Consider the following 20295-nt stretch of genomic DNA (forward strand, 5'->3'; position numbering starts at 1 on the left):
ACCGAACGTTCACGACACGGGACACACACCGGCAATGAACAACCGTCCAGCCGCATGGCGTTCGCGCGGCACTTGCACCATTCGGACGCGGCGGCGCCCGGGTGCCGGACTACTTCGCGACGACGATGAGCCCCTCCTCGCGCAGGGCGCGATGCACCTTCTGACCGGTGGCACCGGCGATACCGAACTCCTCCTGAAGCTGGATCACCGAGGGAATACGCGTCCCGGGCGCGTACGTGCCATCAGCGATGCGCTGCCGGAGCACGGCGGCGACCTGGCGCCATCGGGGCTGGTCGGGGGCAAAGTCCATCACGATTGCCACGCTAGGCAGACCATCGCACATCAGGCGAGAGAGGCTCCCGAGCACAGAAGAGCCCCGGCGAGGTGGCCAGACCTCCCGGGACGCGGCCGATCCGAATGGAGCAGACCGTCGTGAAAGACCCTATCCGCGCCCTCGTCCTATGGGTGAGGCTGGTGCTCGTGACGAGTGCCGGCAACCGGCATCTGACACGCACGATCGCGTTCCGCCCTGCGATCCAGCCCCCGGACCAGGCGCGACCTCGCACTCCCCGTCCCCCATACGGACTCGATGAGCCGCTGGACGCCGACGAAACGGCCATGGTCCGGCCGTACCTCCTCGCACACGAACGGCAGGCGCGCCAACTCCAGCGACGCCTCGCCCTGGTACTGGCGGCGGACTTCGACATCAACCTGGACACGCTGGGGGTGGCCTGATGGACACGACACCTCCGCCCACCACATGCGAGGCATGCGGGACGTTCACGAGCCCCCTGACCACGGTCACGACCGGCACGGCCGCCGGTAAATGGCAGCGCGACGCATGCCCCACGTGCGCAACCACCACCCCGCCGCCCGGCTCCCGCAAACCGGCGCGCATGTGCGTGCGCTGCGCCCGCATCACGGCGACCCCCATCACCGTCTCCGAGGTCCACCAGGCCTCCGGCCCAGGCTTCAACGTCTACGCCTGCCCCGACTGCGCCCCGCATTTCCCTCCCTTACTCGGCGCCCTCGACCTCCTCGAGACCGGCTGGCACCGACGACAAGTAGGCGAATACTGAAGCTGAACTCGTGATGTCGGTGCAGGCGGGCGGAGGTATCCGACTGGCAGGCTGCGGTCCCGGCTTATGGCGCGGCCGGGTAGCTTCATTCAGGAGGCAGCTGGCCGCTGAGTAGTCTTCGGATCATGTGGAGAGAAGCGGCCCTTGAGGTCTGTCCTGGGGCAGGGTTCCGGAGTCCTGCGCAGGCGGTGACCCTCGCTGACGCAGAGCGCCGTCTCGGACGCGGTCTGCCTGCCGAGCTGAGGCAGCTGCTCCTGGACAGTGACGGGATCATCGGGCATACCGCAGTGAACACCGTGTGGCCAGTCGAACGGATTACCGAGCGAAACCTCTTCTTTCGCTCTGATAGGTCCTTTGCCCAGCGGTATATGCCCTTCGACGCTCTTCTCTTCTTCGGGGACAACGGGGGCGGGGACCAGTTCGCGTTCATTCAGACACGCCAGCGCCCGGACATCTTCGTCTGGGAGCACGAGACCGACAGTCGCTGGTGGGTGGCAGGAGACCTGAGGGAGTACCTGGGCTGTTCACTCTCCGAGGGTGGCGACGACTGGTATCCGTAGAGAAGGATCACGACGAAGGCGTTCGGGGATCGGACTGAGTTGTCACGTTCACTCCGCCAGGGCAGTTTCGATCACCTCCGCGGCTCCCTGCGCAGGGGCTACGCCCGAGTGAGAAGCATGGGCTACGTGCTAGAGGAGGCGTCGGCGGGAAAGTAGCGCAACTCTGGGTGGGCGGGATCGAACTGTGGCATCCCAGGCGGGAGTACATCGCGCAGGGCCAGGAACACCCTGTGAACGGCGTCATCGGCGTAGTCAGCGACTGTGGGCGTTGCCTGAAGCACGACACCGCCGCCTGAGAGAGGGATAACTCGGTGGAACGCGCCGGATGCGGCCAGCGCGTCGGGGCCGCCGAGCGTCCTCAACAGTTCCTCGGGGCACACCGTCGTCCAGGAGTAGCCCCGGAGCAGGTTCCTCGCCTCACACACCGAGTCGCGGACCCGGCGGTTGAGCACGCAGTCGAGATTGGTGTCGTCGGTGGCCGGTGCGTCGACGCCCATCCACGCAAAGGCCGGGTTCGCGGCGTCCAGCGCGGCAACAAGGAACTCCACGGCGTCGGCGCAGAACACGGGGTCGTCGGGCATGCCCATTCTGTCGCCGAGTAGGAGCTGTGCCCCCATGTTCGGCCCGCGGCTGCCGATGTTCGCGCTGCGGAGGTGGACGAAGGGCCGGCCTAGAGGCCTTCGCATGAAGAGGACGTGGGCCAGCGCGGGCTCGAGCAGTAGCTCCTGGCGCATGGTCGCCCACCCCGTGAATAGAGGCTGGTATTCCCGTTCCACGGCTCGCTCATCGGCACGCGAGTTCGCCAAAGTGAAAGCAGTCCCCTGCCGCTCCTGTTCGACAAGATCCCTCAGTGGCCCCGAGAGGGCAGCCTCGTACCACGAAGCGAGCCCGTTCCCGACCCCGCCGCTGGTGAGGGCGTCGAACGTTGCGATGGCCCGCAAACTCATGCCCGGGCCCCTTCCTCGGGTGATCTCCTGCACAGCCTAACCTCCGGCCGACATGAGCCGGACGGAGGACAAGAACTATGCCGCGAGTTCGTAAAGCGTCGTGCCGCCGACGACCACCGTGCCCGCGGCCACGCCACCGCCAACGACTACCCCTCCGACGACGACGGCACCTCCAAGGAAAACTCCAGTCAGAATCGTCTCTATAGACCACACACCCACGTTCGAGAAAGCGTGCGTCATCCGGTCCCCGGCTGCTGGGCGGTGTAACGGACCTCAACCACGCTCGTGAGACGAATCCCTGGAGCACCGAAGCCTCCGGGGATTCCTCGCATGTGTCCCGCTCCGCCAGGCATCCTGCCGGAACGTGCCTGGCCGGCCGGCGCGCTGCCGCTGGTAACGCGGACGCGCCCACCAGTTGTCGAAGACGCCGGTGAGGCGGGGGGCTTCAGCAGCCCGCTCAGGAGGGCGTCGCGCTCGCCCCCAAGTCGGCTTCCCATGGAAGGACTCGGAAGCGAGAGGAAACATCCCGTCCCCGGAGGAGCGGGGCGGCACGCCGGGTCAGATCCACGTCACCTGTCGGATGTAGACGCGTTCGCTGCGCGGAACGATGAGGTAGAGGGAACATCCCGTGGGGCACACGGGCCGTCTCCCCTCTGGGCCCCATCTCCTCATACGCGGTGCCGTCGAGGTAGAAGGCTTCAGCGGCGCTGGCCAACTCCTCGGCTCTCTTCTCGACCTCGGCGACGAACGCCGGCGGAGCACCTGCCGGTGACGTACTCCTCGCCGGGGGTCGTACTCCCATCTCCAGGTCACTCGGACCCCGGCCGTGCGGCCTCGTCGTCCACGTCGCGCAGTTCGTCCATGGCGGGGCGGAAAGCCGGATTCTCTCGGTTCGTCATCCGGTGCACGGCCTCAAGCGCCCGGTCGTGTCGCAGCAAAAGGTCAGGGCGCCGTTCGATCTCGACCTGTGCCGCCCAGTACGTGACCCACTGGTGGATGTGGCCGATCTTGCCCGTCTCGGCAGCGAACTCGAACGCCTCTTCCTGGGCCTTTTCCATCTCCGTCAGGCGATGCGGGGCGACGCGCGCCATAGCGAGTCTCAGCCCGTGTGGAGTGCGCTCGGGACGAGGGATCAGCTCCCTGCCGTGGAATGGCTGTGTGCTCATCGTGTCCTCCAGGGTGGGCCCCGGCCAGAGTCGCCAGCCGGATCAGGAAAATGTCTCCTCGCCCCGTCCAGGGGCGGCGGACGACGGTGTGTCGACGGAGGTGCTCGCGGTGAGGGCGGCGCCGGTGGACGCGTGGGTGACGCGTCCGCCGTGGCGGATGCGGTCGGGGGACGCGGAGGAGCGGTCGCCCGCCAACCGGGGCTGATCAGCACGGTCGTTCGAGTACCGGCCCCGTCCTACAAGGACGGGGCCGGTTTCTTGTGGGTGCGGGGCGCTTGCCCGGACGACTACGCCCGAGTAGTTAACAAAGCGCCGGATTGCCCACCCGATTCGTGGGGGAAGGCTCCCCCGGTACACCCCCGTAGACCCGCCATCCGAGTGAACGCGGACAGGAGCGGCCATGCCCGCAACCCGCCAGCCGTCGACGGAGCTACAAAGAGCGCACCACCACCCGCACCCCCGTACCCCCTCAGGTGATGCTGTGAATCCGCTCATGGGACGAATTCCCGTACTGGATGTCCGCCCTCTGGTCGACTGCGGCCGCCGCCCCGCGAAGGCGGTGGCCGGGGAGTCCTTCGAGGTGACGGCCACCGTCTTCCGCGAGGGCCACGACGCCGTCGCCGCCAATGTCGTCCTGCGCGGCCCTTCGGGCCGGCCCGGCCCCTGGACCCCGATGCGTGAGCTGGCCCCCGGTACGGACCGGTGGGGCGCGGAGGTCACGCCGGACGCCGAGGGGCTGTGGACGTACACGGTCGAGGCGTGGAGTGACCCGCTGACAACCTGGCGGCACACCGCGAAGATCAAGATCCCGGCGGGGATCGACTCCGAACTCGTCCTCGCCGAGGGCGCCGAACTGCACGAGCGGGCGGCGAAGGGCGTCCCGAAGAAGGGCGGCGGCCGGGAGGCCGTGCTGGCCGCGGCGGACGCGCTGCGCGACGAGTCCCGTCCGGCCGCGGCCCGTCTCGCGGCGGCGCTCGCCCCGCGGGTCACCGAGACCCTGGACCGCCACCCGCTGCGCGAACTGGTCAGCTCCTCCCCCGCGTTGCCGCTCCAGGTGGAGCGCGAGCGGGCGCTGTTCGGGTCCTGGTACGAGTTCTTCCCGCGCTCCGAGGGCGTGCGGAAGGTCCGGGGCAGGACGAAGCCGGGGACCTTCCGTACCGCCGCCGAGCGGCTGCCGGCCATCGCCGCGATGGGCTTCGACGTCGTCTACCTCCCGCCGATCCACCCCATCGGCATCACCCACCGCAAGGGCCCCAACAACGCGCTCTCGGCGAGCCCGAACGACGTCGGCGTGCCGTGGGCGATCGGCTCGCCGGAGGGCGGCCACGACGCGGTCCACCCGGATCTGGGCACGATCGAGGACTTCGACGCGTTCGTCGCGCGCGCCCGCGAGCTGCGCCTGGAGATCGCGCTGGACTTCGCGTTGCAGTGCTCGCCGGACCACCCGTGGGTGGAGAAGCACCCGGAGTGGTTCCACCACCGGCCCGACGGCTCGATCGCCTACGCCGAGAACCCGCCGAAGAAGTACCAGGACATCTATCCCGTCGCGTTCGACAAGGACATGGACGGGATCGTCGCCGAGACGGTACGGATCCTGCGGCACTGGATGGACCACGGTGTACGGATCTTCCGCGTCGACAACCCGCACACCAAGCCGGTCGTGTTCTGGGAGCGGGTGATCGGCGAGATCAACCGGGCGGACCCGGACGTGATCTTCCTGGCGGAGGCGTTCACCCGGCCCGCGATGATGCGCGCGCTGGGCGCGATCGGCTTCCAGCAGTCGTACACGTACTTCACCTGGCGCAACACCAAGGACGAGCTGACGGAGTACCTCACGGAGCTGTCGGGGGAAGCGGCCGCGCTCATGCGGCCGAACTTCTTCGTGAACACCCCCGACATCCTGCACGCCTACCTCCAGACCGGCGGACGGCCGGCGTTCGAGGTGCGGGCGGTGCTCGCCGCCACCCTCTCGCCCTCCTGGGGCATGTACGCCGGCTACGAGCTCTGCGAGGGCACCCCTCTGCGTGACGGCAGCGAGGAGTACCTGGACTCGGAGAAGTACCAACTCCGGCCCCGCGACTGGGAGTCGGCGGAGCGTACGGGCGCCTCGATCGCGCCCCTGATCACCACGCTCAACCGCGTCAGGCGCCGGCACCCGGCGCTCCGCAGACTGCGGAACCTCAGCTTCCACACCACCGACAACGACGCGGTGATCGCGTACAGCAAGCGGTCGGGCTCGAACACCGTTCTGGTGGTCGCCAACCTCGACCCTCACCACACCCAGGAGGCCACGGTCTCGTTGAACATGCCGGAACTCGGCCTCGACTGGCACGAGACCGTACCGGTGCGCGACGAGCTCACCGGCGAGACCTATCACTGGGGCAGGGCCAACTATGTGCGCCTCGAGCCGGGCGTCACGCCCGCGCACATCCTCGTTTGCCGGGGGTCCGGGGGTTGTCCCCCGGATGAGCACAGTGCCCTGCGACCGTCCCCGCCGATCGGAGGGTCACCCACATCATGACTGTCAACGAACCCGTCCCCGACACCTTCGAGGACACGCCCGCCAAGGACCGTGACCCGGACTGGTTCAAGCGGGCCGTCTTCTACGAAGTGCTCGTCAGGTCCTTCCAGGACAGCAACGGGGACGGCGTAGGCGATCTCAAGGGCATCACGTCCAGGCTGGACTATCTGCAGTGGCTGGGCGTCGACTGCCTGTGGCTGCCGCCCTTCTTCAAGTCCCCGCTGCGGGACGGCGGCTACGACGTCGCCGACTACACCTCCGTGCTGCCGGAGTTCGGCGACCTCGCCGACTTCGTGGAGTTCGTGGACGCGGCGCACCAGCGCGGGATGCGCGTGATCATCGACTTCGTCATGAACCACACGAGCGATGCCCACCCGTGGTTCCAGGAGTCGCGCGAGAACCCCGACGGGCCGTACGGGGACTACTACGTCTGGGCCGACGACGACAAGCAGTTCCAGGACGCCCGGATCATCTTCGTCGACACGGAGACGTCGAACTGGACCTTCGACCCGGTGCGCAAGCAGTACTACTGGCACCGGTTCTTCTCGCACCAGCCCGATCTCAACTACGAGAACCCGGCGGTGCAGGAGGAGATCCTCTCGGCGCTGAAGTTCTGGCTGGATCTCGGCATCGACGGCTTCCGGCTCGACGCGGTGCCGTATCTGTACCAGCAGGAGGGGACCAACTGCGAGAACCTCCCGGCCACCCACGCCTTCCTCAAGCGGGTCCGCAAGGAGATCGACGACCACTACCCGGACACGGTGCTGCTCGCCGAGGCGAACCAGTGGCCGGAGGACGTCGTCGACTACTTCGGCGACTTCGCCTCGGGCGGCGACGAGTGCCACATGGCGTTCCACTTCCCGGTGATGCCGCGGATCTTCATGGCGGTACGGCGGGAGTCGCGCACCCCGGTCTCGGAGATCCTGGCCAAGACCCCGGCCATCCCGGACCGCTGCCAGTGGGGCATCTTCCTGCGCAACCACGACGAGCTGACGCTCGAGATGGTCACGGACGAAGAGCGCGACTACATGTACGCGGAGTACGCCAAGGATCCCCGGATGCGGGCCAACATCGGCATCCGCAGGCGGCTCGCCCCGCTGCTCGACAACGACCGCAAGCAGATGGAGCTGTTCACCGCGCTGCTCTTCTCGCTGCCCGGTTCGCCGGTGCTGTACTACGGCGACGAGATCGGGATGGGCGACAACATCTGGCTCGGTGACCGGGACGGGGTGCGGACCCCGATGCAGTGGACGCCTGACCGGAACGCGGGCTTCTCGTCCTGCGACCCGGGCCGGCTCACGCTGCCGGCCATCATGGACCCGGTCCACGGCTACCAGGTCACCAATGTGGAGTCGGGGATGGCCTCGCCGTCCTCGCTGCTCCACTGGACGAAGCGGATGATCGAGATCCGTAAGCAGAACCGCGCCTTCGGGCTCGGCTCGTACACGGAACTGCCCTCGTCCAATCCGGCGGTGCTCGCCTTTCTCCGGGAGTCCCCCCCTGAGGAGGGACTGGACGCCGACCTGGTGCTGTGCGTGAACAACTTCTCGCGCTTCGCGCAGCCGACGGAGCTGGATCTGCGGCAGTTCGACGGGATGCACCCGGTGGAGCTGATCGGCCAGGTGCGGTTCCCGGCGATCGGTCAGTGGCCGTATCTGCTGACCCTGGCGGGCCACGGCTTCTACTGGTTCCGCCTGAAGAAGAGCCGGCAGAAGCCGCGCTGACCGAGGGCCTGCTGACGGACCATCAGTGAACTGTTCGGGGTGGGGCGGGTTTCCCCCGCGCCACCCTGGGCACTGTGTCCCACACACAGTCGATTCAGGTCCATACGGGCCTTCTTGTCGGGCCCATACGGATCTTCCCCATCCGACACGTCCCGCACATCCGGACAGCCGAAGCCGCCATCCGGGACACTCTGCGCATTTGAACACGAATCTGCGCCCCCCGGGGAAAGGACGCGATGCCATGCCGGAGACCGCATCCACCACCCGGGCCCCGGCCGCCCTCCTCCCATCACTCGCCCCCCTTCTCCATGAATGGCTGCCCCGGCAGCGCTGGTTCGCGGGCAAGGGCCGCCGGGTCATCGGATTCACGCTGGAAGCGGCCACCGAGCTGCTGCCGCTGGACGGCACGGGACCCGGGCTGCTGCATCTCCTCGTACGGGTCGAACAGCCGGGCCGTCCGGCCGGATCGCCCGCGGACTGCTATCAACTGCTCCTGGGCGTACGGACCCAGCTGCCGCCCCGCCTCGCCCCCGCCCTGATCGGGCGGATCCGGCAGGGGCCGCTGGCCGGCCGGGCGGTCTACGAAGGGCTGCGCGACCCGCGGCTCGCGGGTCTGCTCTACGACCGGCTGCGCACCCCGGGCCGGGCCGGGCCGCTGAGGTTCCACGGATCGCCCGATCTGCCCGCCTCCATGGCACCCCGCGTCCTGGACGCCGAACAGTCCAACTCCTCGCTCGTGTACGGCGACAGGTTCATCCTGAAGATCTTCCGCCGGGTCAGTCCCGGCCCGAACCCGGATCTGGAGCTGCCGCTCGCGCTCGCCCGGGCGGGCTGCGCGCGGGTGCCGGCGCCGGTCGCCTGGTTCGAGTCGGGGGCCGGCACGCTCGGCGTCCTCCAGCCGTATCTGCGGGACTCGCGGGACGGCTGGCGGCTCGCGCTCGACGCGCTCGCCGACGGGCGGGAGTTCACGGCCGAGGCGCACGCGCTCGGCCGGGCCACCGCCGAGGTGCACCTCGCGCTCGCGACCGCGCTGCCGACCGAGCGGCTGCGGCGCACCCAGTCGGAGCACCTGGCCGCCGCGATGGACGCACGGCTGCACGCGGCCGCCCAGGCGGTGCCGGCGCTGCTGCCCTACGTCCCCGGGCTGCGGGCGGTCTTCGCGGCGGCCGGCGACACGGTCGGCGCCGGGCAGCTCCAGCGGATCCACGGAGATCTGCACCTGGGCCAGACGCTGCGGGCGGTGGACGGCGGCTGGGCGGTGATCGACTTCGAGGGCGAGCCCGCGAAGCCGCTCGCCGAGCGGTGCCGCCCGCAGCCCGCGGTCCGTGACGTCGCGGGCATGCTCCGCTCCTTCGACTACGCCGCCCGTACCCACCGGCCGTGGAACGCCGAGTGGGCGGCCCGCTGCCGTTCGGCCTACTGCGCGGGCTACGCGGAGGCCTCCGGCACCGACCCCCGCGCCGATCCCGCGCTGCTGCGCGCGTACGAGACCGACAAGGCCGTGTACGAGGTCCTCTACGAGGCCCGTCACCGCCCGGACTGGCTCCCGGTCCCGATGGCCGCGATCGAGCGCCTGGCGGGCCAGGCGTGAGGCGCCGCCGCCCACAGGTGCCCGTTCGGCCGAGTGTCCTGTGCGGTGCGCGCGCCGTTGCGGTTGCGTGGGAACCGGCGCATCTCCCTCATCTCATCGTTCCGACCCCCTTGCAGGAGGCATCCCCGTGACCGCCCGATCCGCTCGCAAGACGGCAGTGCCCCAAGCGAAGACGCCCGCCCCCCGGGCGGAGGCGAAGCCGGACAAGGCCGCGGAGCCGGTACGGAAGGAGCCGGCGCGGAAGGAGCCGGTACGGAAGGAGCCGGCGCGGAAGGAACCGGTACGCAAGGTGCCGGTGCGCAAGGACCCGGTACGGAAGGCCCCGCCGCTCGATCCCGGCGACCGGGCGAGGCTGCTCGCCGGGGAGCACCACGACCCGCACGGCCTGCTCGGCGCCCACCCCGTGCGCGGCGGCGTCGCGATCCGGGTGCTGCGCCCGTACGCCCGTGAGGTCGCCGTCCTCGCCAAGGGGAAGCGGATCGTGCTGCACGACGACGGCGACGGCCTGTTCTCCGGGCTCCTGCCGCTGCTGCGCAAGGTCCCCGATTACGAGCTGCGCGTCCGCTACGACGGGGACGAGCTCGCCGTCCAGGACCCGTACCGCTTCCTGCCCTCCCTCGGGGAGCTCGATCTGCACCTCATCGGCGAGGGGCGGCACGAGGAGCTGTGGACGGCGCTCGGCTCCCGGACGATGACCCACCAGGGGGTGACCGGCACGCGGTTCGCGGTCTGGGCGCCCAACGCCCGGGGCGTACGGGTCACCGGCGACTTCACCCACTGGGACGGCACCGCCCTGCCGATGCGGTCGCTCGGCGCGACCGGCGTCTGGGAGCTGTTCGTGCCGGGCATCGGCGAAGGCGCGGTCTACAAGTACGACATCGCCCGCCCGGACGGCTCGCACACGCTGCGCGCCGACCCGATGGCCCGCCGCACCGAGTGCCCGCCGAACACCGCGTCGATCGTCACCGACTCGCACCACGAGTGGGGCGACGCGGCGTGGATGGCGCGGCGCGGCGCGCGCCCGCACCACGAGGCCCCGTTCTCCGTCTACGAGGTCCACCTCCCCTCCTGGCGGCCGGGGCTGACGTACCGGCAGCTCGCCGAGCAGCTGCCCGACTATGTGCGCGATCTGGGCTTCACGCACGTGGAGTTCATGGCCGTCGCCGAGCACCCTTTCAGCGGCTCCTGGGGCTACCAGGTCACCGGCTTCTACGCCCCGACGGCTCGGATGGGCACCCCCGACGACTTCAAGCACCTGGTCGACGCGTTGCACCGGGCCGGAGTGGGCGTCCTGATGGACTGGGTGCCGGCGCACTTCCCGCGCGACGACTGGGCGCTCGCGGAGTTCGACGGCCGGCCCCTGTACGAGCACGAGGACCCGCGTCGGTCGGCGCACCCGGACTGGGGCACGCTGGAGTTCGACTACGGCCGCAAGGAGGTGCGGAACTTCCTGGTCGCCAACGCGGTGTACTGGTGCGAGGAGTTCCACCTCGACGGCCTGCGGGTCGACGCGGTCGCCTCGATGCTCTACCTCGACTACTCGCGTGAGCACGGCGAGTGGCTGCCGAACGAGTTCGGCGGCCGGGAGAACCTGGACGCGGTGGCCTTCCTGCAGGAGATGAACGCGACCGTGTACCGGCGCTGCCCCGGGGTCATCACCTTCGCCGAGGAGTCGACGGCCTGGGACGGGGTCACCCGGGCGACGGACCAGGTCGGCCCCGGCGGGTTCGGCGGCCTCGGCTTCGGCATGAAGTGGAACATGGGCTGGATGCACGACTCGCTCGGCTACGTCGCCAAGGAGCCGGTGCACCGCAAGTACCACCACAACGAGATGACCTTCTCGATGGTGTACGCGTACAGCGAGAACTACATCCTGCCGATCTCCCACGACGAGGTCGTGCACGGCAAGCAGGCGCTGGTCTCGAAGATGCCCGGCGACTGGTGGCAGCGGCGCGCCAACCACCGCGCCTACCTCGGCTTCATGTGGGCCCACCCCGGGAAGCAACTCCTCTTCATGGGCCAGGAGTTCGCGCAGGGCGCGGAGTGGTCGCACGAGCACGGTCCCGAATGGTGGCTGATGGACGAGACGTACCACTCGGCCGGTGACCACCGGGGCGTACGGGACCTGGTGCGGGATCTGAACACGGTGTACGGCGCGACGCCGGCGCTGTGGGAGCGGGACACCGTCCCCGAGGGCTTCCAGTGGGTGGTGGGGGACGCGGCGGAGGACAACGTCTTCGCCTTCCTCCGTTACGACGCGGAGGGTTCGCCGCTGCTGGCGGTCTGCAACTTCTCGCCGGTGGTCCGGCACGACTTCCGGCTCGGGGTGCCGGAGTCGGTGGCGGCCTGGGCGGAGGTCCTCAACACGGACGCGGCGCGGTACGGGGGCGGTGACGTGGTGAACGTGGATCCGGTGAAGACGGAGTCGGTTCCGTACCACGGCCGTTCGGCGAGCGTACGGATGACGCTGCCGCCGCTGGCGACGGTCTGGCTGCGGCCCGCCTGAGCCCGCTGGTGGCGAGGCCCTGCCGATTCCGGCGGGGTCTCGCCCCGTTATGGTCGCTTTTCAGGATCTTGACCAACATCCTGAATGAGCGGGGAACACAATGAAACAGAGTGTGCGAGGGGCCGGCCCGGGCACGGAAACGGACGGGGGCACGGCGCTGCGGCCGCTGACACCGCGGCTGTGCCACCGGGTGCGGGCGGAGGACACCTTCACCGTGGGCTGGCGTCCGACCGGTGATCCGCACCGGTTCCGGGTCGCGGCCGCCTGGCCGGCCGGCCACCCCTTCTTCGCGCCCGTGCACGGCAGGGTCCATGACCCGTTACTCGTCGTCGAGACGCTGCGTCAGTCGACGATGGCCCTGTTGCACGACGCCTTCGCGGTGCCGCTGACGCACAAGATCCTGCTCAGCGAGATCGCGTTCACCTTCGAGGCCGGGGGCTTGGACGCGGGTGAGGGCGTCGTCGAGGCGGAGATAGAGACACGCTTCACCGAACTCGTCCACAAGGGCGGGACGTTGTCCGAGGCACGGGTGGAGTGGACGGTCCACCGCGGCGGCGCGGCCGTCGCCACCGGCTCCTCGCACGCCCGGTTCACCAGCCCGCCGGTCTACCGGCGCCTGCGCGGCGGGCGCGTCGAGCCGGGCGAGTCCATACCGGGGCCCCGGACCGTCAGGGCCCCGGCCGCGCTCGTCGGCCGCCGGCGCGAGGGGGACGTCCTGCTCGCCCCGGCCGGTGGGGACGGCCGGTGGGAGCTGGTCGTCGACACCCGCCACCCCACCCTCTTCCAGCGGCCCAACGACCACATCCCGGGCATGCTGTTCCTCGAGGCCGCCCGCCAGGCGGCCACCGCGGCCGCCTCGCCCGCTCCCTTCGTCCCCTCGTCGGGGTCCATCGCCTTCGAGCGGTACGCCGAGTTCGGCGCCCCCTGCCTGCTGGAGGTCCGCCATGACGGCGGCACCGGGGCGTTCCGCGTGACCGGCCACCAGGACGGCGAGCGGCTCTTCGTCTGCGCGTTCACCGGGGGCGCCGGCGCCCGATGAGCGCCGGACGCTAGGCGCCCTGGTAGGCGCGGCGGATGACCCCCAGTCGCTGAGTGGCCCGGGTCAGCGCCACGTACAGGTCGTTGATCCCGTGCGCGGCACCGGCCCGGACCCCGTCCGGGTCGACGACGAGGACCGTGTCGAACTCCAGCCCCTTGGCCTGCCGGGGGTCGAGCAGGACCACCGGGCGGGTCAGGTCGGGGGCCGGCCCGTACGAGGCGTCCGGCAGCGCGGCCGTGAGGGCGGCGTGCAGCTCCGCCGGGGCGATCACGGCGAGCCGCCCCTCGGCCCGCAGTTCGGCGGCGACCGCGTCGGCGGTCTCCTTCACCGGGTCCTCGACGGTCCGCTCCCAGGGCTCGACGCCCGTGGAGCGGACCGAACGCGGCGGCTCGAAGTGCGGGTCGGCCTCGCGCCGGACGTCGGCGGCGACCGCCATGATCTCGGCGGGGGTGCGGTAGTTGACCCCGAGCCGTACGAGCTCCCAGCGGTCCTCCACGTACGGCGCGAGGATCTTCTCCCACGAGCCGACGCCCGCCGCGTCACCGGTCTGCGCCGGGTCGCCGACCAGGGTCATCGAACGGGTCGGGCTGCGGCGCATGAGCAGCCGCCAGGCCATCGCGGAGAGCTCCTGCGCCTCGTCGACGATGATGTGGCCGAAGGCCCAGGTGCGGTCGGCGGCGGCGCGTTCGGCGGCGCTGCGGTGGTCGGTCTCCTCGTGGCGCTCGGCGAACCGCTCGGCGTCGATGATGTCGTGCGCGGAGAGGACCTCCGAGGCGTCCTTGTCCTGCTCCTCCTTGTCCTCGAACTCGTAGGTCCGGGAGGCGTACGAGACGTCGAGGACGCCCTGCGCGTACTGGATCTGCTTCTGCCGCTCGGCCTCCTCGGCGGCCCGGGCGGCCGAGTCGTCCTCGCCGAGGAGCTCGGCGGCCTCGTCGAGCAGGGGCACGTCGGCGGGGGTCCAGGGGCCGCCGTCGCGCCGGACGGCGTCGGCGTCCTCCTCGCCGAGGTGGGTCGGCTCGGCGAGGTAGTCGGCGAGGAACTCCTGGGGCGTGAGCGGCGGCCACAGCGTGTCGATGGCGGCATGGACGTCGGGGTTGGCGGCGACGCCCTTGGCGAGCAGGGCGAGGTCGTCGGGGCCGAGGAAGTTGGGCCCGCCGTAGGGGTCGGCGCCGATGCGGTCGGCGAGCTGCTCGGCGAGCGCGTCGAGGAGGTGGAAGACGAAGTAGGGGCGGGCCAGGTTGTGCGGCAGGGCCGTCTCGCGGGCCTTGTGGCGGGCTTCGAGGGCCATGTCCCAGTCGATGATCAGGTCGCCGTCGTCGTGCGGCACGATCAGCGGTGCCCCGCGCTCGGGGACCTGCTGCCGGTCCCGTACGGCCTGGGCCAGGGCCTCGGCCATGGCGGCGTCGCCCTTGACGGCGGCGGCGCGCGGGGTGTCCGTACCGGTGGCGTGGACGCCGGGGAACAGTTCGCCGGGGGTGGCGAGCAGGACGCCGGTCTCGCCGAGGGAGGGCAGGACGTTGCCGATGTAGCCGAGGAAGGCGGGGTTGGGGCCGACGATCAGGACGGCCCGCTTGGCGAGCTGCTCGCGGTGCGCGTAGAGGAGGTACGCGGCCCGGTGCAGGGCCACGGCGGTCTTGCCGGTGCCGGGGCCGCCCTCGACGACGAGGATGCCCCGGTGCGGGGAGCGGATGATGCGGTCCTGCTCGGCCTGGATGGTCTGCACGATGTCGTGCATCCGCCCGGTGCGGGCGGCGTCGAGCGCGGCGAGCAGCACCTCGTCGGCGTCCCGGTTCTCGTACCCGGTGCGGGTCTCGTCGGTGAGGTCGAGCACCTCGTCGTGGAGGGCGGTGACCTCGCGGCCGTGGGTGGTGATGTGCCGGCGGCGGCTGAGCCCCATCGGCTCGTACCCGGTGGCGAGATAGAAGGGCCGGGCGATCTCGGCGCGCCAGTCGACCACGAGCGGGGTCCGGTGGGCGTCGTCCTTCCGGACTCCGATCCGCCCGATGTGGTGGTCGCGCCCGTCGCGGAAGACGAGCCGCCCGAAACAGAGCCCGGTCTCGCCCGCGTCGAAGGCGGCGAGCAGCCCGGACTGCTCGGCGACCATCACATCCCGCTCCAGCCGACCCTGATTGCCGACCCACGGCGCCTTGAGCGCCTGGCCGACGGCGGCCTGGGCCTGGTCCCTGAGGTCGTCGAGTCGTGCGTAGAGCTCTGTGATGAATTGCTGCTCGTTCCGAAATTCCTCGGTTGACAATTCGACTCCCGGCGCGATACAGTGCGTTTATTGAATCGGTCTACGCTTTTGGTGTGCGCAGACACGGAACCCGTAAATATACGCGACGCATTACCCCGACTGTCAATTCTAGTCGGGGTATTTTTGTGCGCCATGGGGAACGAAACGGCACGCGACCTGCTGATCGCCCGGGGGAGCGCGTGGAGTCCCGGCTCGCGCAGTGGGGCGCCAGGGTGTGGCTGATTCACAGGGACCGGCGTAGCGACACCTCGTCGGGCTGACGCCCGCCTCGCGGACCGGATCCGCGGAGGCGGGCGGGGTCCGGGGCCTCAGGTCGGGGGCAGGACGTCCTCCAGTTCCTGGAGGAGGCGGCGCTTCGGGCGGGCGCCGACCAGGGACTTCACGGGGGCGCCCGAGTGGAAGACCATCAGTGTCGGCGTCGCGAGGACTCCGTACCGGACCGTGATCTCGGGGTTCCTGTCCACGTCCAGCTGGACGATCTTCAGCCGGTCCGGCTCCTCCGCGGCGATCGCGCCGAGGACCGCGGCCAGCTGGCGGCACGGGCCGCACCAGTCCGCGGTGAACTTCACCAGGACCGGCAGCCGCGCGCCCAGGACCTCCGTGTCGAAGTCGGCGTCCGTCACCTCGGTGACACCCTCGACCCGCATCATCTTCGTCATCCTCCGAGTTCGCACGTGGGTTCCGGGCCGCCCGGCAGTTCCGCCTCGGCCCGCAGCAGCTGCGCCGCGACCTGCGCGCGCACCGCCTGGAGCTGCTCGACGAGCGCGTCGAGCTCCGCGAGCTTGCGCCGGTACACGTCGAGCGAGGCGGGGCACGCGTCCCCCGCCGGGTGCCCCGCCCGCAGGCACTCCACGAACGGCCGGGTCTCCTCCAGCTCGAACCCGAAGTCCTGCAGGGTCCGGATCTGCTGGAGGAGGCGCAGGTCGTCCTCGTCGTACGTGCGGTAGCCGTTCTCCGTGCGCCGGGCGGCCAGAAGGCCACGGGACTCGTAGTAGCGCAGAGTCCGCGTGGTCGTTCCGGCCAGCTCGGCCAGCTCGCCGATTCGCATGCCCTCGAACGTAAGCCTTGACGTCGGCGTCAACGCAAGCAGCGGGGGCGGGGCCGTGGTAGGCAGGGCCCATGAAGCACGACGAACTGATCCGGTTCCTGCGCGGGCACAGGATCGCCGTCCAGGCGTCGATCGGCCCGGACGGGGCGCCGCAGGCGGCCGTCGTCGGTTTCGCGGTCACCGACGACCTGGAGATCGTGTTCGACACCGTCGAGACGACGCGCAAGTACCGCAACCTGCGCGCCGACCCCCGCATCGCCCTGGTCATCGGATGGGACGAGGTCACCGCGCAGATCGAGGGTGTCGCGGACTTCCCCGTCGGCCCGGAGCTCGAACGCCTCCGCGAGAGCTACTTCGCCGTGTACCCGGACGGGCGTGACCGTCTCGCATGGCCCGGGATCACGCATGTGCGGGTGCGGCCGCACTGGGTTCGTCGCAGCGACTACACGCGAGAGCCTCCGGCGATCGAGGAGCTCGCTCTCTGAGCTCGCCGGGCGGGCTCCCCGGTCACCCTGCGCCTTCCCGCAGCAGCGGGACGACCTCCGCCTCCTCGTACGCGAAGTGGGTCTCCAGCTCCGCCCGCAGCCGGTCGAACTCCGCGCGCGGCGCTTCGGGGTCCGCCTCGTCGAGGCGCGCGAGCAGGGCCTGCAGCTCGTCCAGGACGCGGGCGACCGTCCCGTGCTCGGCCTGGAGGCGTGCGAAGACCTCGGCCTTCTCCGGGTAGGTCCGGGCCAGGTACGGGAAGAGGCCGGCGTCCTCGCCGCCGTGGTGGACGGCCATCGCCGAGCAGAAGGTCAGGCAGTGGCGGCGCAGCTCCACGGTGAGCCCGGGCGCGGTGCGGGCGCCGATTCCCTCGCCGAGCGCGGTGAGTTCGGAGCGGAGCCAGTCGTGGATCTTGATCAGCTCGTCGGCGAGGGCGTCGAGCCTGTCGGGTGGGGTGTAGGTGTCCTCGGGGATCCGGTAGAGGGCGACGACCGGGAGGATCCGGTCGGTCGCCCGCTGGTAGCCGGCGTAGCCGGGGGCCGCCGCGACCACGGTGGCGAAGAGCTCGTCGCGCTCCGCGCCGGTGGCGGCGACCGCGGTGGCCTGCCAGGTGTCCGTGCCCGTCTCGACGGTCACGGTGGGGTTCACCAGGAGGTTGCGGTACCAGTCGGGGTGCCGGTCGGAGCCGCCGGCCGAGCCGGTGACGAGGAGCCGGTCGCGACCGTCCTCGTCCTTGTCCTCGACGAAGCCGAGCGGCGTGGTGTGGGGTTTTCCGGACCGGGCGCCGGTGGTGGTGAGAAGAAGGAGCACCCATCCCTCGAAGGGGCCGCCGAGCTTTCCGGCGTTGGTGCGGAATTCATCGATGATCTGGGAATTGAAGTGGAGGGGCAAAGCCGTCCCAACTGTCCTCTTGCCTCCATGCCTCCGCTTATCTGCGCGGACCGGCACGCGACGTGAGTTCCTTCATCTCAACCGGACCGGCGGCGGGTTGTCAAGGCCGGTTTCCGGCGGGCGGCAGCAGGGGCTTGCGCTCCACCGGGGAGGACAGGACGATCGACGTCGTCGTCCGGCCGAGGGCCGAGGTCTGCTCCAGGATCTCTTCGAGATGGATCGTGTCGGTGACGGCGACCTTGAGGATCCAGCAGTCCTCGCCGACGACGTGGTGCACCTCCAGGATCTCCGGCCGTGCGGTCAGCTCCAGCGTCCTGGGGTGCTTGAGGGTGTAGCCGCCGTGCGGGTCGACCCGGATGAAGGCCTGGATGCCGTAGCCGAGCCGGGCCGGGGAGACATGTGCGCCGTAGCCGGTGATCGCTCCGCACGCCTCCAGTCTGCGCACCCGCTCGGTGACGGCCGCGGGGCTGAGGCGGACGCGTCGGCCGAGCTCGCTGAGCTTGATCCGGCCGTCGTCCTGGAGGAGCTGAAGGATCTGCCGGTCGATGGGGTCGAAGGCGCCCGCCGAGGTTTCGTTGGCGGCGGGACGCAGATGCCGTGGTTCCTTCGGTGCGGCGGCCGGGACTCCCATGTTTCCCCCTTCAGATGGCGAGCGCACAACGTAACACTTGTCACATGGACATTTTGATCATCGGTGGAAACCGCTATGTCGGAAAGCGGCTGACGGATCGTCTGCTGGAATCCGGGCATGCCGTGACGATTCTCAACCGGGGTTCTTCCCGCGCCCCGGAGGGAACGACTCATCTGGTCGCCGACCGGGACGACGAGAAGGCCCTGGAAATCGCCCTGGGCGGGCGGACTTTCGACGTCGTGGTCGATCAGGTCTGTTACACGCCGCGTCAGGCGGTCATCGCCCGGCGGGTTTTCGGGCCGCGCACGCGACGCTATGTGATGACGTCGACGGTGGAGGTGTACGCGTACGAGAACTCGGCCACGCCCGTACGGGAGGAGGCCGTCGATCCCCTCACGGTCGCCGTCGACCCGGACCTGCCCTGGGACGACCGGGAGTTCCTCGAAGCGCACTACGGAGAGGGGAAGCGGCAGGCGGAGGCGGTCTTCGCGGCCGATCCCCCGTTCGCGTGGACGGCGGTGCGGGTCGCCCATGTACTGGGCGGCGCGGACGACTTCACCGGCCGGGTCGAGCACTACGCGCGCCGGATCCGCGCGGGTGAGCCGATCGCCGTACCGGCGGTGAACCACCCGGCCACCTATGTGTATGTCGAGGAGATCGCGGAATTCCTGGCGTGGGCGGTGGGGGCCGAATTCACCGGGCCGGTCAACGCCCATTCCCGGGGGCTCCTCACCACCGCCGACATCTGCGCGGAGATAGAGAAGCAGGTCGGCGGGCGGACCGTATTCCAGGAGGTGGAGGTCGGGGAGGTCTCGCCGTTCTCCTTCACCCGCGCGTACGCCATGGACAACGCCCGCGCGACCGCCCTCGGATTCTCCTTCGGCGACTCCGCGCGGTGGCTGGCGCAGGCGCTCTCCGAGACGCTGGGGGCACGCTGATGCGGTACCGCGTGCTCGGGGACGTACGGGTCGGTGCGATCGGGCTGGGCGCGATGCCGCTCTCCATCGAGGGGCATCCCGACGAGGCGCGCGCCGTGGCCACGGTCCACGCGGCGCTGGATGCCGGCGTGACCCTGCTCGACACGGCGGACTCCTACCACCCGCCGGGCGGCGCACCGGGCGCGGGCGAACGGCTCGTGGCGCGGGCGCTTGCCACGTACGGGGGCCGCACGGAGGACGTGCTGGTGGCGACGAAGGGCGGGCGCGGGCGGACGGCCGACGGCGGCTGGACGGTGGACGGCAGGCCCGCGCATCTGCGGCGCGCGGCCGAGGCGTCGGCGCGGCGGCTCGGAGTCGCGCAGATCGGGCTCTACCAGCTGCACAAGCCGGACCCGGCCGTGCCGTACGCGGAATCGCTGGGCGCGATACGGGAGTTGCTGGACGCGGGGACGGTGCGGCTGGCCGGGATCTCCAACGTGGACACGGAGCAGATCCTTCTGGCCCGGGAGATCCTGGGCGACCGGCTCGTCTCCGTACAGAACCGGTACTCCGCCGCGGTGCGGACGAGCGAGGCGGAGCTGCGGCTCTGCGCGGAGCTGGGGCTGGCCTTCATGCCGTGGAGTCCGCTGGGCGGGATCTCGCGCAGTTCGCTGGACGGGGTCTCGCGCCTGGAGGAGGACCCGCGGTTCGGGGCGTTCCACCGGGTGGCGCGGGTGCGCGGGGTGAGCCCGCAGCGGGTGGCCCTCGCCTGGCTGCTCACGCGGTCGGAGACCGTGCTTCCCATCCCGGGGGCGAGCCGGCCGGAGACGGCGCGGGATTCGGCGGCCGCAGCCGAACTCGTGCTGGATACACAGGAGTTGGCGGAGCTGGACGTTCGGTAGTCGAAGGCACCGGACCCATTGACGGGCCCGGTGTCT

18 protein-coding genes are annotated in these 20295 nt (G+C 70.5%); 10 read left to right on the plus strand and 8 right to left on the minus strand.

Going from position 1 to position 20295, the window contains the following annotated elements; genetic code table 11:
- Positions 1-109: 109 nt before the first annotated feature.
- Complete coding sequence (locus FDM97_RS27800; RefSeq protein WP_254705972.1) at positions 110-310, minus strand: GntR family transcriptional regulator; 201 nt, start codon at positions 308-310, stop codon at positions 110-112.
- 122 nt (positions 311-432) lie between these two features.
- Here FDM97_RS27800 and FDM97_RS27805 point away from each other — a divergent pair, with 122 nt between their 5' ends.
- Both FDM97_RS27805 and FDM97_RS27815 read left to right on the plus strand, forming a co-directional pair.
- Positions 433-735 carry a hypothetical protein gene (locus FDM97_RS27805; protein ID WP_137993253.1) on the plus strand — a complete coding sequence of 101 codons (303 nt, stop codon included), beginning with the start codon at positions 433-435 and terminating at the stop codon, positions 733-735.
- A gap of 469 nt (positions 736-1204) precedes the next feature.
- On the plus strand, positions 1205-1639 hold the full coding sequence (locus tag FDM97_RS27815) for an SMI1/KNR4 family protein (protein ID WP_137993254.1): 435 nt from the start codon (positions 1205-1207) through the stop codon (positions 1637-1639).
- 122 nt (positions 1640-1761) lie between these two features.
- Here the strand turns inward: FDM97_RS27815 and FDM97_RS36050 are convergent, their stop codons facing one another.
- A complete protein-coding gene (locus tag FDM97_RS36050) occupies positions 1762-2586 on the minus strand; it encodes a hypothetical protein (protein ID WP_175439257.1) in 825 nt (274 codons plus the stop codon).
- 809 nt (positions 2587-3395) lie between these two features.
- Positions 3396-3677: a hypothetical protein gene (locus FDM97_RS27830; protein ID WP_254705779.1), complete on the minus strand. Its 282-nt coding sequence runs from the start codon at positions 3675-3677 to the stop codon at positions 3396-3398.
- Positions 3678-4245: 568 nt separating this feature from the next.
- On the opposite strand from FDM97_RS27830, the gene FDM97_RS27835 reads away from it, so the two are divergent.
- The 5 genes from FDM97_RS27835 to FDM97_RS27855 all read left to right on the plus strand — a co-directional run bounded on the left by FDM97_RS27835 (position 4246) and on the right by FDM97_RS27855 (position 13133).
- Positions 4246-6273 carry an alpha-1,4-glucan--maltose-1-phosphate maltosyltransferase gene (locus FDM97_RS27835; protein ID WP_137993257.1) on the plus strand — a complete coding sequence of 676 codons (2028 nt, stop codon included), beginning with the start codon at positions 4246-4248 and terminating at the stop codon, positions 6271-6273.
- Positions 6270-7997, plus strand: coding sequence for a maltose alpha-D-glucosyltransferase (gene treS / locus FDM97_RS27840; protein ID WP_137993258.1), 1728 nt, complete (start codon positions 6270-6272; stop codon positions 7995-7997). Before FDM97_RS27835 ends, treS begins: the two co-directional genes overlap by 4 nt.
- Positions 7998-8238: 241 nt before the next feature.
- Positions 8239-9588 carry a maltokinase N-terminal cap-like domain-containing protein gene (locus FDM97_RS27845; protein ID WP_137993259.1) on the plus strand — a complete coding sequence of 450 codons (1350 nt, stop codon included), beginning with the start codon at positions 8239-8241 and terminating at the stop codon, positions 9586-9588.
- 289 nt (positions 9589-9877) lie between these two features.
- A complete protein-coding gene (glgB, locus tag FDM97_RS27850) occupies positions 9878-12094 on the plus strand; it encodes a 1,4-alpha-glucan branching enzyme (protein WP_432816289.1) in 2217 nt (738 codons plus the stop codon).
- 100 nt (positions 12095-12194) lie between these two features.
- Positions 12195-13133, plus strand: a complete 939-nt coding sequence (locus FDM97_RS27855) for a ScbA/BarX family gamma-butyrolactone biosynthesis protein (RefSeq protein WP_137993260.1) — start codon at positions 12195-12197, stop codon at positions 13131-13133.
- Between the two features lie 10 nt (positions 13134-13143).
- Here FDM97_RS27855 and FDM97_RS27860 read toward each other — a convergent pair whose 3' ends face one another.
- The 3 genes from FDM97_RS27860 to FDM97_RS27870 form a co-directional block, all read right to left on the minus strand.
- The gene (locus tag FDM97_RS27860) at positions 13144-15387 is read right to left on the minus strand and encodes a HelD family protein (protein ID WP_137993261.1); all 2244 of its coding nucleotides are present in this window, start codon (positions 15385-15387) and stop codon (positions 13144-13146) included.
- Positions 15388-15695: 308 nt separating this feature from the next.
- Positions 15696-16037 carry a thioredoxin family protein gene (locus tag FDM97_RS27865; protein WP_137995068.1) on the minus strand — a complete coding sequence of 114 codons (342 nt, stop codon included), beginning with the start codon at positions 16035-16037 and terminating at the stop codon, positions 15696-15698.
- A gap of 5 nt (positions 16038-16042) precedes the next feature.
- Positions 16043-16435, minus strand: coding sequence for a MerR family transcriptional regulator (locus FDM97_RS27870; protein ID WP_137993262.1), 393 nt, complete (start codon positions 16433-16435; stop codon positions 16043-16045).
- 71 nt (positions 16436-16506) lie between these two features.
- On the opposite strand from FDM97_RS27870, the gene FDM97_RS27875 reads away from it, so the two are divergent.
- On the plus strand, positions 16507-16920 hold the full coding sequence (locus FDM97_RS27875; protein WP_137993263.1) for a pyridoxamine 5'-phosphate oxidase family protein: 414 nt from the start codon (positions 16507-16509) through the stop codon (positions 16918-16920).
- A 22-nt stretch (positions 16921-16942) separates the two neighbouring features.
- Here the strand turns inward: FDM97_RS27875 and FDM97_RS27880 are convergent, their stop codons facing one another.
- Both FDM97_RS27880 and FDM97_RS27885 read right to left on the minus strand, forming a co-directional pair.
- Positions 16943-17809, minus strand: a complete 867-nt coding sequence (locus FDM97_RS27880; RefSeq protein ID WP_137993264.1) for a nitroreductase/quinone reductase family protein — start codon at positions 17807-17809, stop codon at positions 16943-16945.
- A 100-nt stretch (positions 17810-17909) separates the two neighbouring features.
- Positions 17910-18440 (minus strand): Lrp/AsnC family transcriptional regulator, encoded by a 531-nt coding sequence (locus tag FDM97_RS27885; protein WP_175439260.1) that lies wholly within the window; start codon positions 18438-18440, stop codon positions 17910-17912.
- 44 nt (positions 18441-18484) lie between these two features.
- Here FDM97_RS27885 and FDM97_RS27890 point away from each other — a divergent pair, with 44 nt between their 5' ends.
- Together FDM97_RS27890 and FDM97_RS27895 are read left to right on the plus strand one after the other, a co-directional pair.
- On the plus strand, positions 18485-19378 hold the full coding sequence (locus FDM97_RS27890) for an NAD-dependent epimerase/dehydratase family protein (protein ID WP_137993265.1): 894 nt from the start codon (positions 18485-18487) through the stop codon (positions 19376-19378).
- On the plus strand, positions 19378-20259 hold the full coding sequence (locus tag FDM97_RS27895; RefSeq protein WP_137993266.1) for an aldo/keto reductase: 882 nt from the start codon (positions 19378-19380) through the stop codon (positions 20257-20259). The genes FDM97_RS27890 and FDM97_RS27895 overlap by 1 nt, the downstream gene beginning before the upstream one ends.
- The last annotated feature ends 36 nt before the right edge of the window (positions 20260-20295 follow it).

The sequence above is a fragment of the Streptomyces vilmorinianum genome, from assembly GCF_005517195.1.
GTDB classification, from domain to species: Bacteria; Actinomycetota; Actinomycetes; order Streptomycetales; family Streptomycetaceae; genus Streptomyces; species Streptomyces vilmorinianum.

Bases quoted from the DNA above. Each gene is read 5' to 3' on its own strand.
- FDM97_RS27800 (WP_254705972.1), bottom strand. From the start codon at position 310: ATGGACTTTGCCCCCGACCAGCCCCGATGGCGCCAGGTCGCCGCCGTG.
- FDM97_RS27815 (WP_137993254.1), top strand. From the start codon at position 1,205: ATGTGGAGAGAAGCGGCCCTTGAGGTCTGTCCTGGGGCAGGGTTCCGG.
- FDM97_RS36050 (WP_175439257.1), bottom strand. From the start codon at position 2,586: ATGAGTTTGCGGGCCATCGCAACGTTCGACGCCCTCACCAGCGGCGGG.
- FDM97_RS27830 (WP_254705779.1), bottom strand. From the start codon at position 3,677: ATGGCGCGCGTCGCCCCGCATCGCCTGACGGAGATGGAAAAGGCCCAG.
- FDM97_RS27835 (WP_137993257.1), top strand. From the start codon at position 4,246: ATGGGACGAATTCCCGTACTGGATGTCCGCCCTCTGGTCGACTGCGGC.
- treS (WP_137993258.1), top strand. From the start codon at position 6,270: ATGACTGTCAACGAACCCGTCCCCGACACCTTCGAGGACACGCCCGCC.
- FDM97_RS27845 (WP_137993259.1), top strand. From the start codon at position 8,239: ATGCCGGAGACCGCATCCACCACCCGGGCCCCGGCCGCCCTCCTCCCA.
- FDM97_RS27855 (WP_137993260.1), top strand. From the start codon at position 12,195: ATGAAACAGAGTGTGCGAGGGGCCGGCCCGGGCACGGAAACGGACGGG.
- FDM97_RS27865 (WP_137995068.1), bottom strand. From the start codon at position 16,037: ATGATGCGGGTCGAGGGTGTCACCGAGGTGACGGACGCCGACTTCGAC.
- FDM97_RS27870 (WP_137993262.1), bottom strand. From the start codon at position 16,435: ATGCGAATCGGCGAGCTGGCCGAGCTGGCCGGAACGACCACGCGGACT.
- FDM97_RS27875 (WP_137993263.1), top strand. From the start codon at position 16,507: ATGAAGCACGACGAACTGATCCGGTTCCTGCGCGGGCACAGGATCGCC.
- FDM97_RS27885 (WP_175439260.1), bottom strand. From the start codon at position 18,440: ATGGGAGTCCCGGCCGCCGCACCGAAGGAACCACGGCATCTGCGTCCC.
- FDM97_RS27890 (WP_137993265.1), top strand. From the start codon at position 18,485: ATGGACATTTTGATCATCGGTGGAAACCGCTATGTCGGAAAGCGGCTG.
- FDM97_RS27895 (WP_137993266.1), top strand. From the start codon at position 19,378: ATGCGGTACCGCGTGCTCGGGGACGTACGGGTCGGTGCGATCGGGCTG.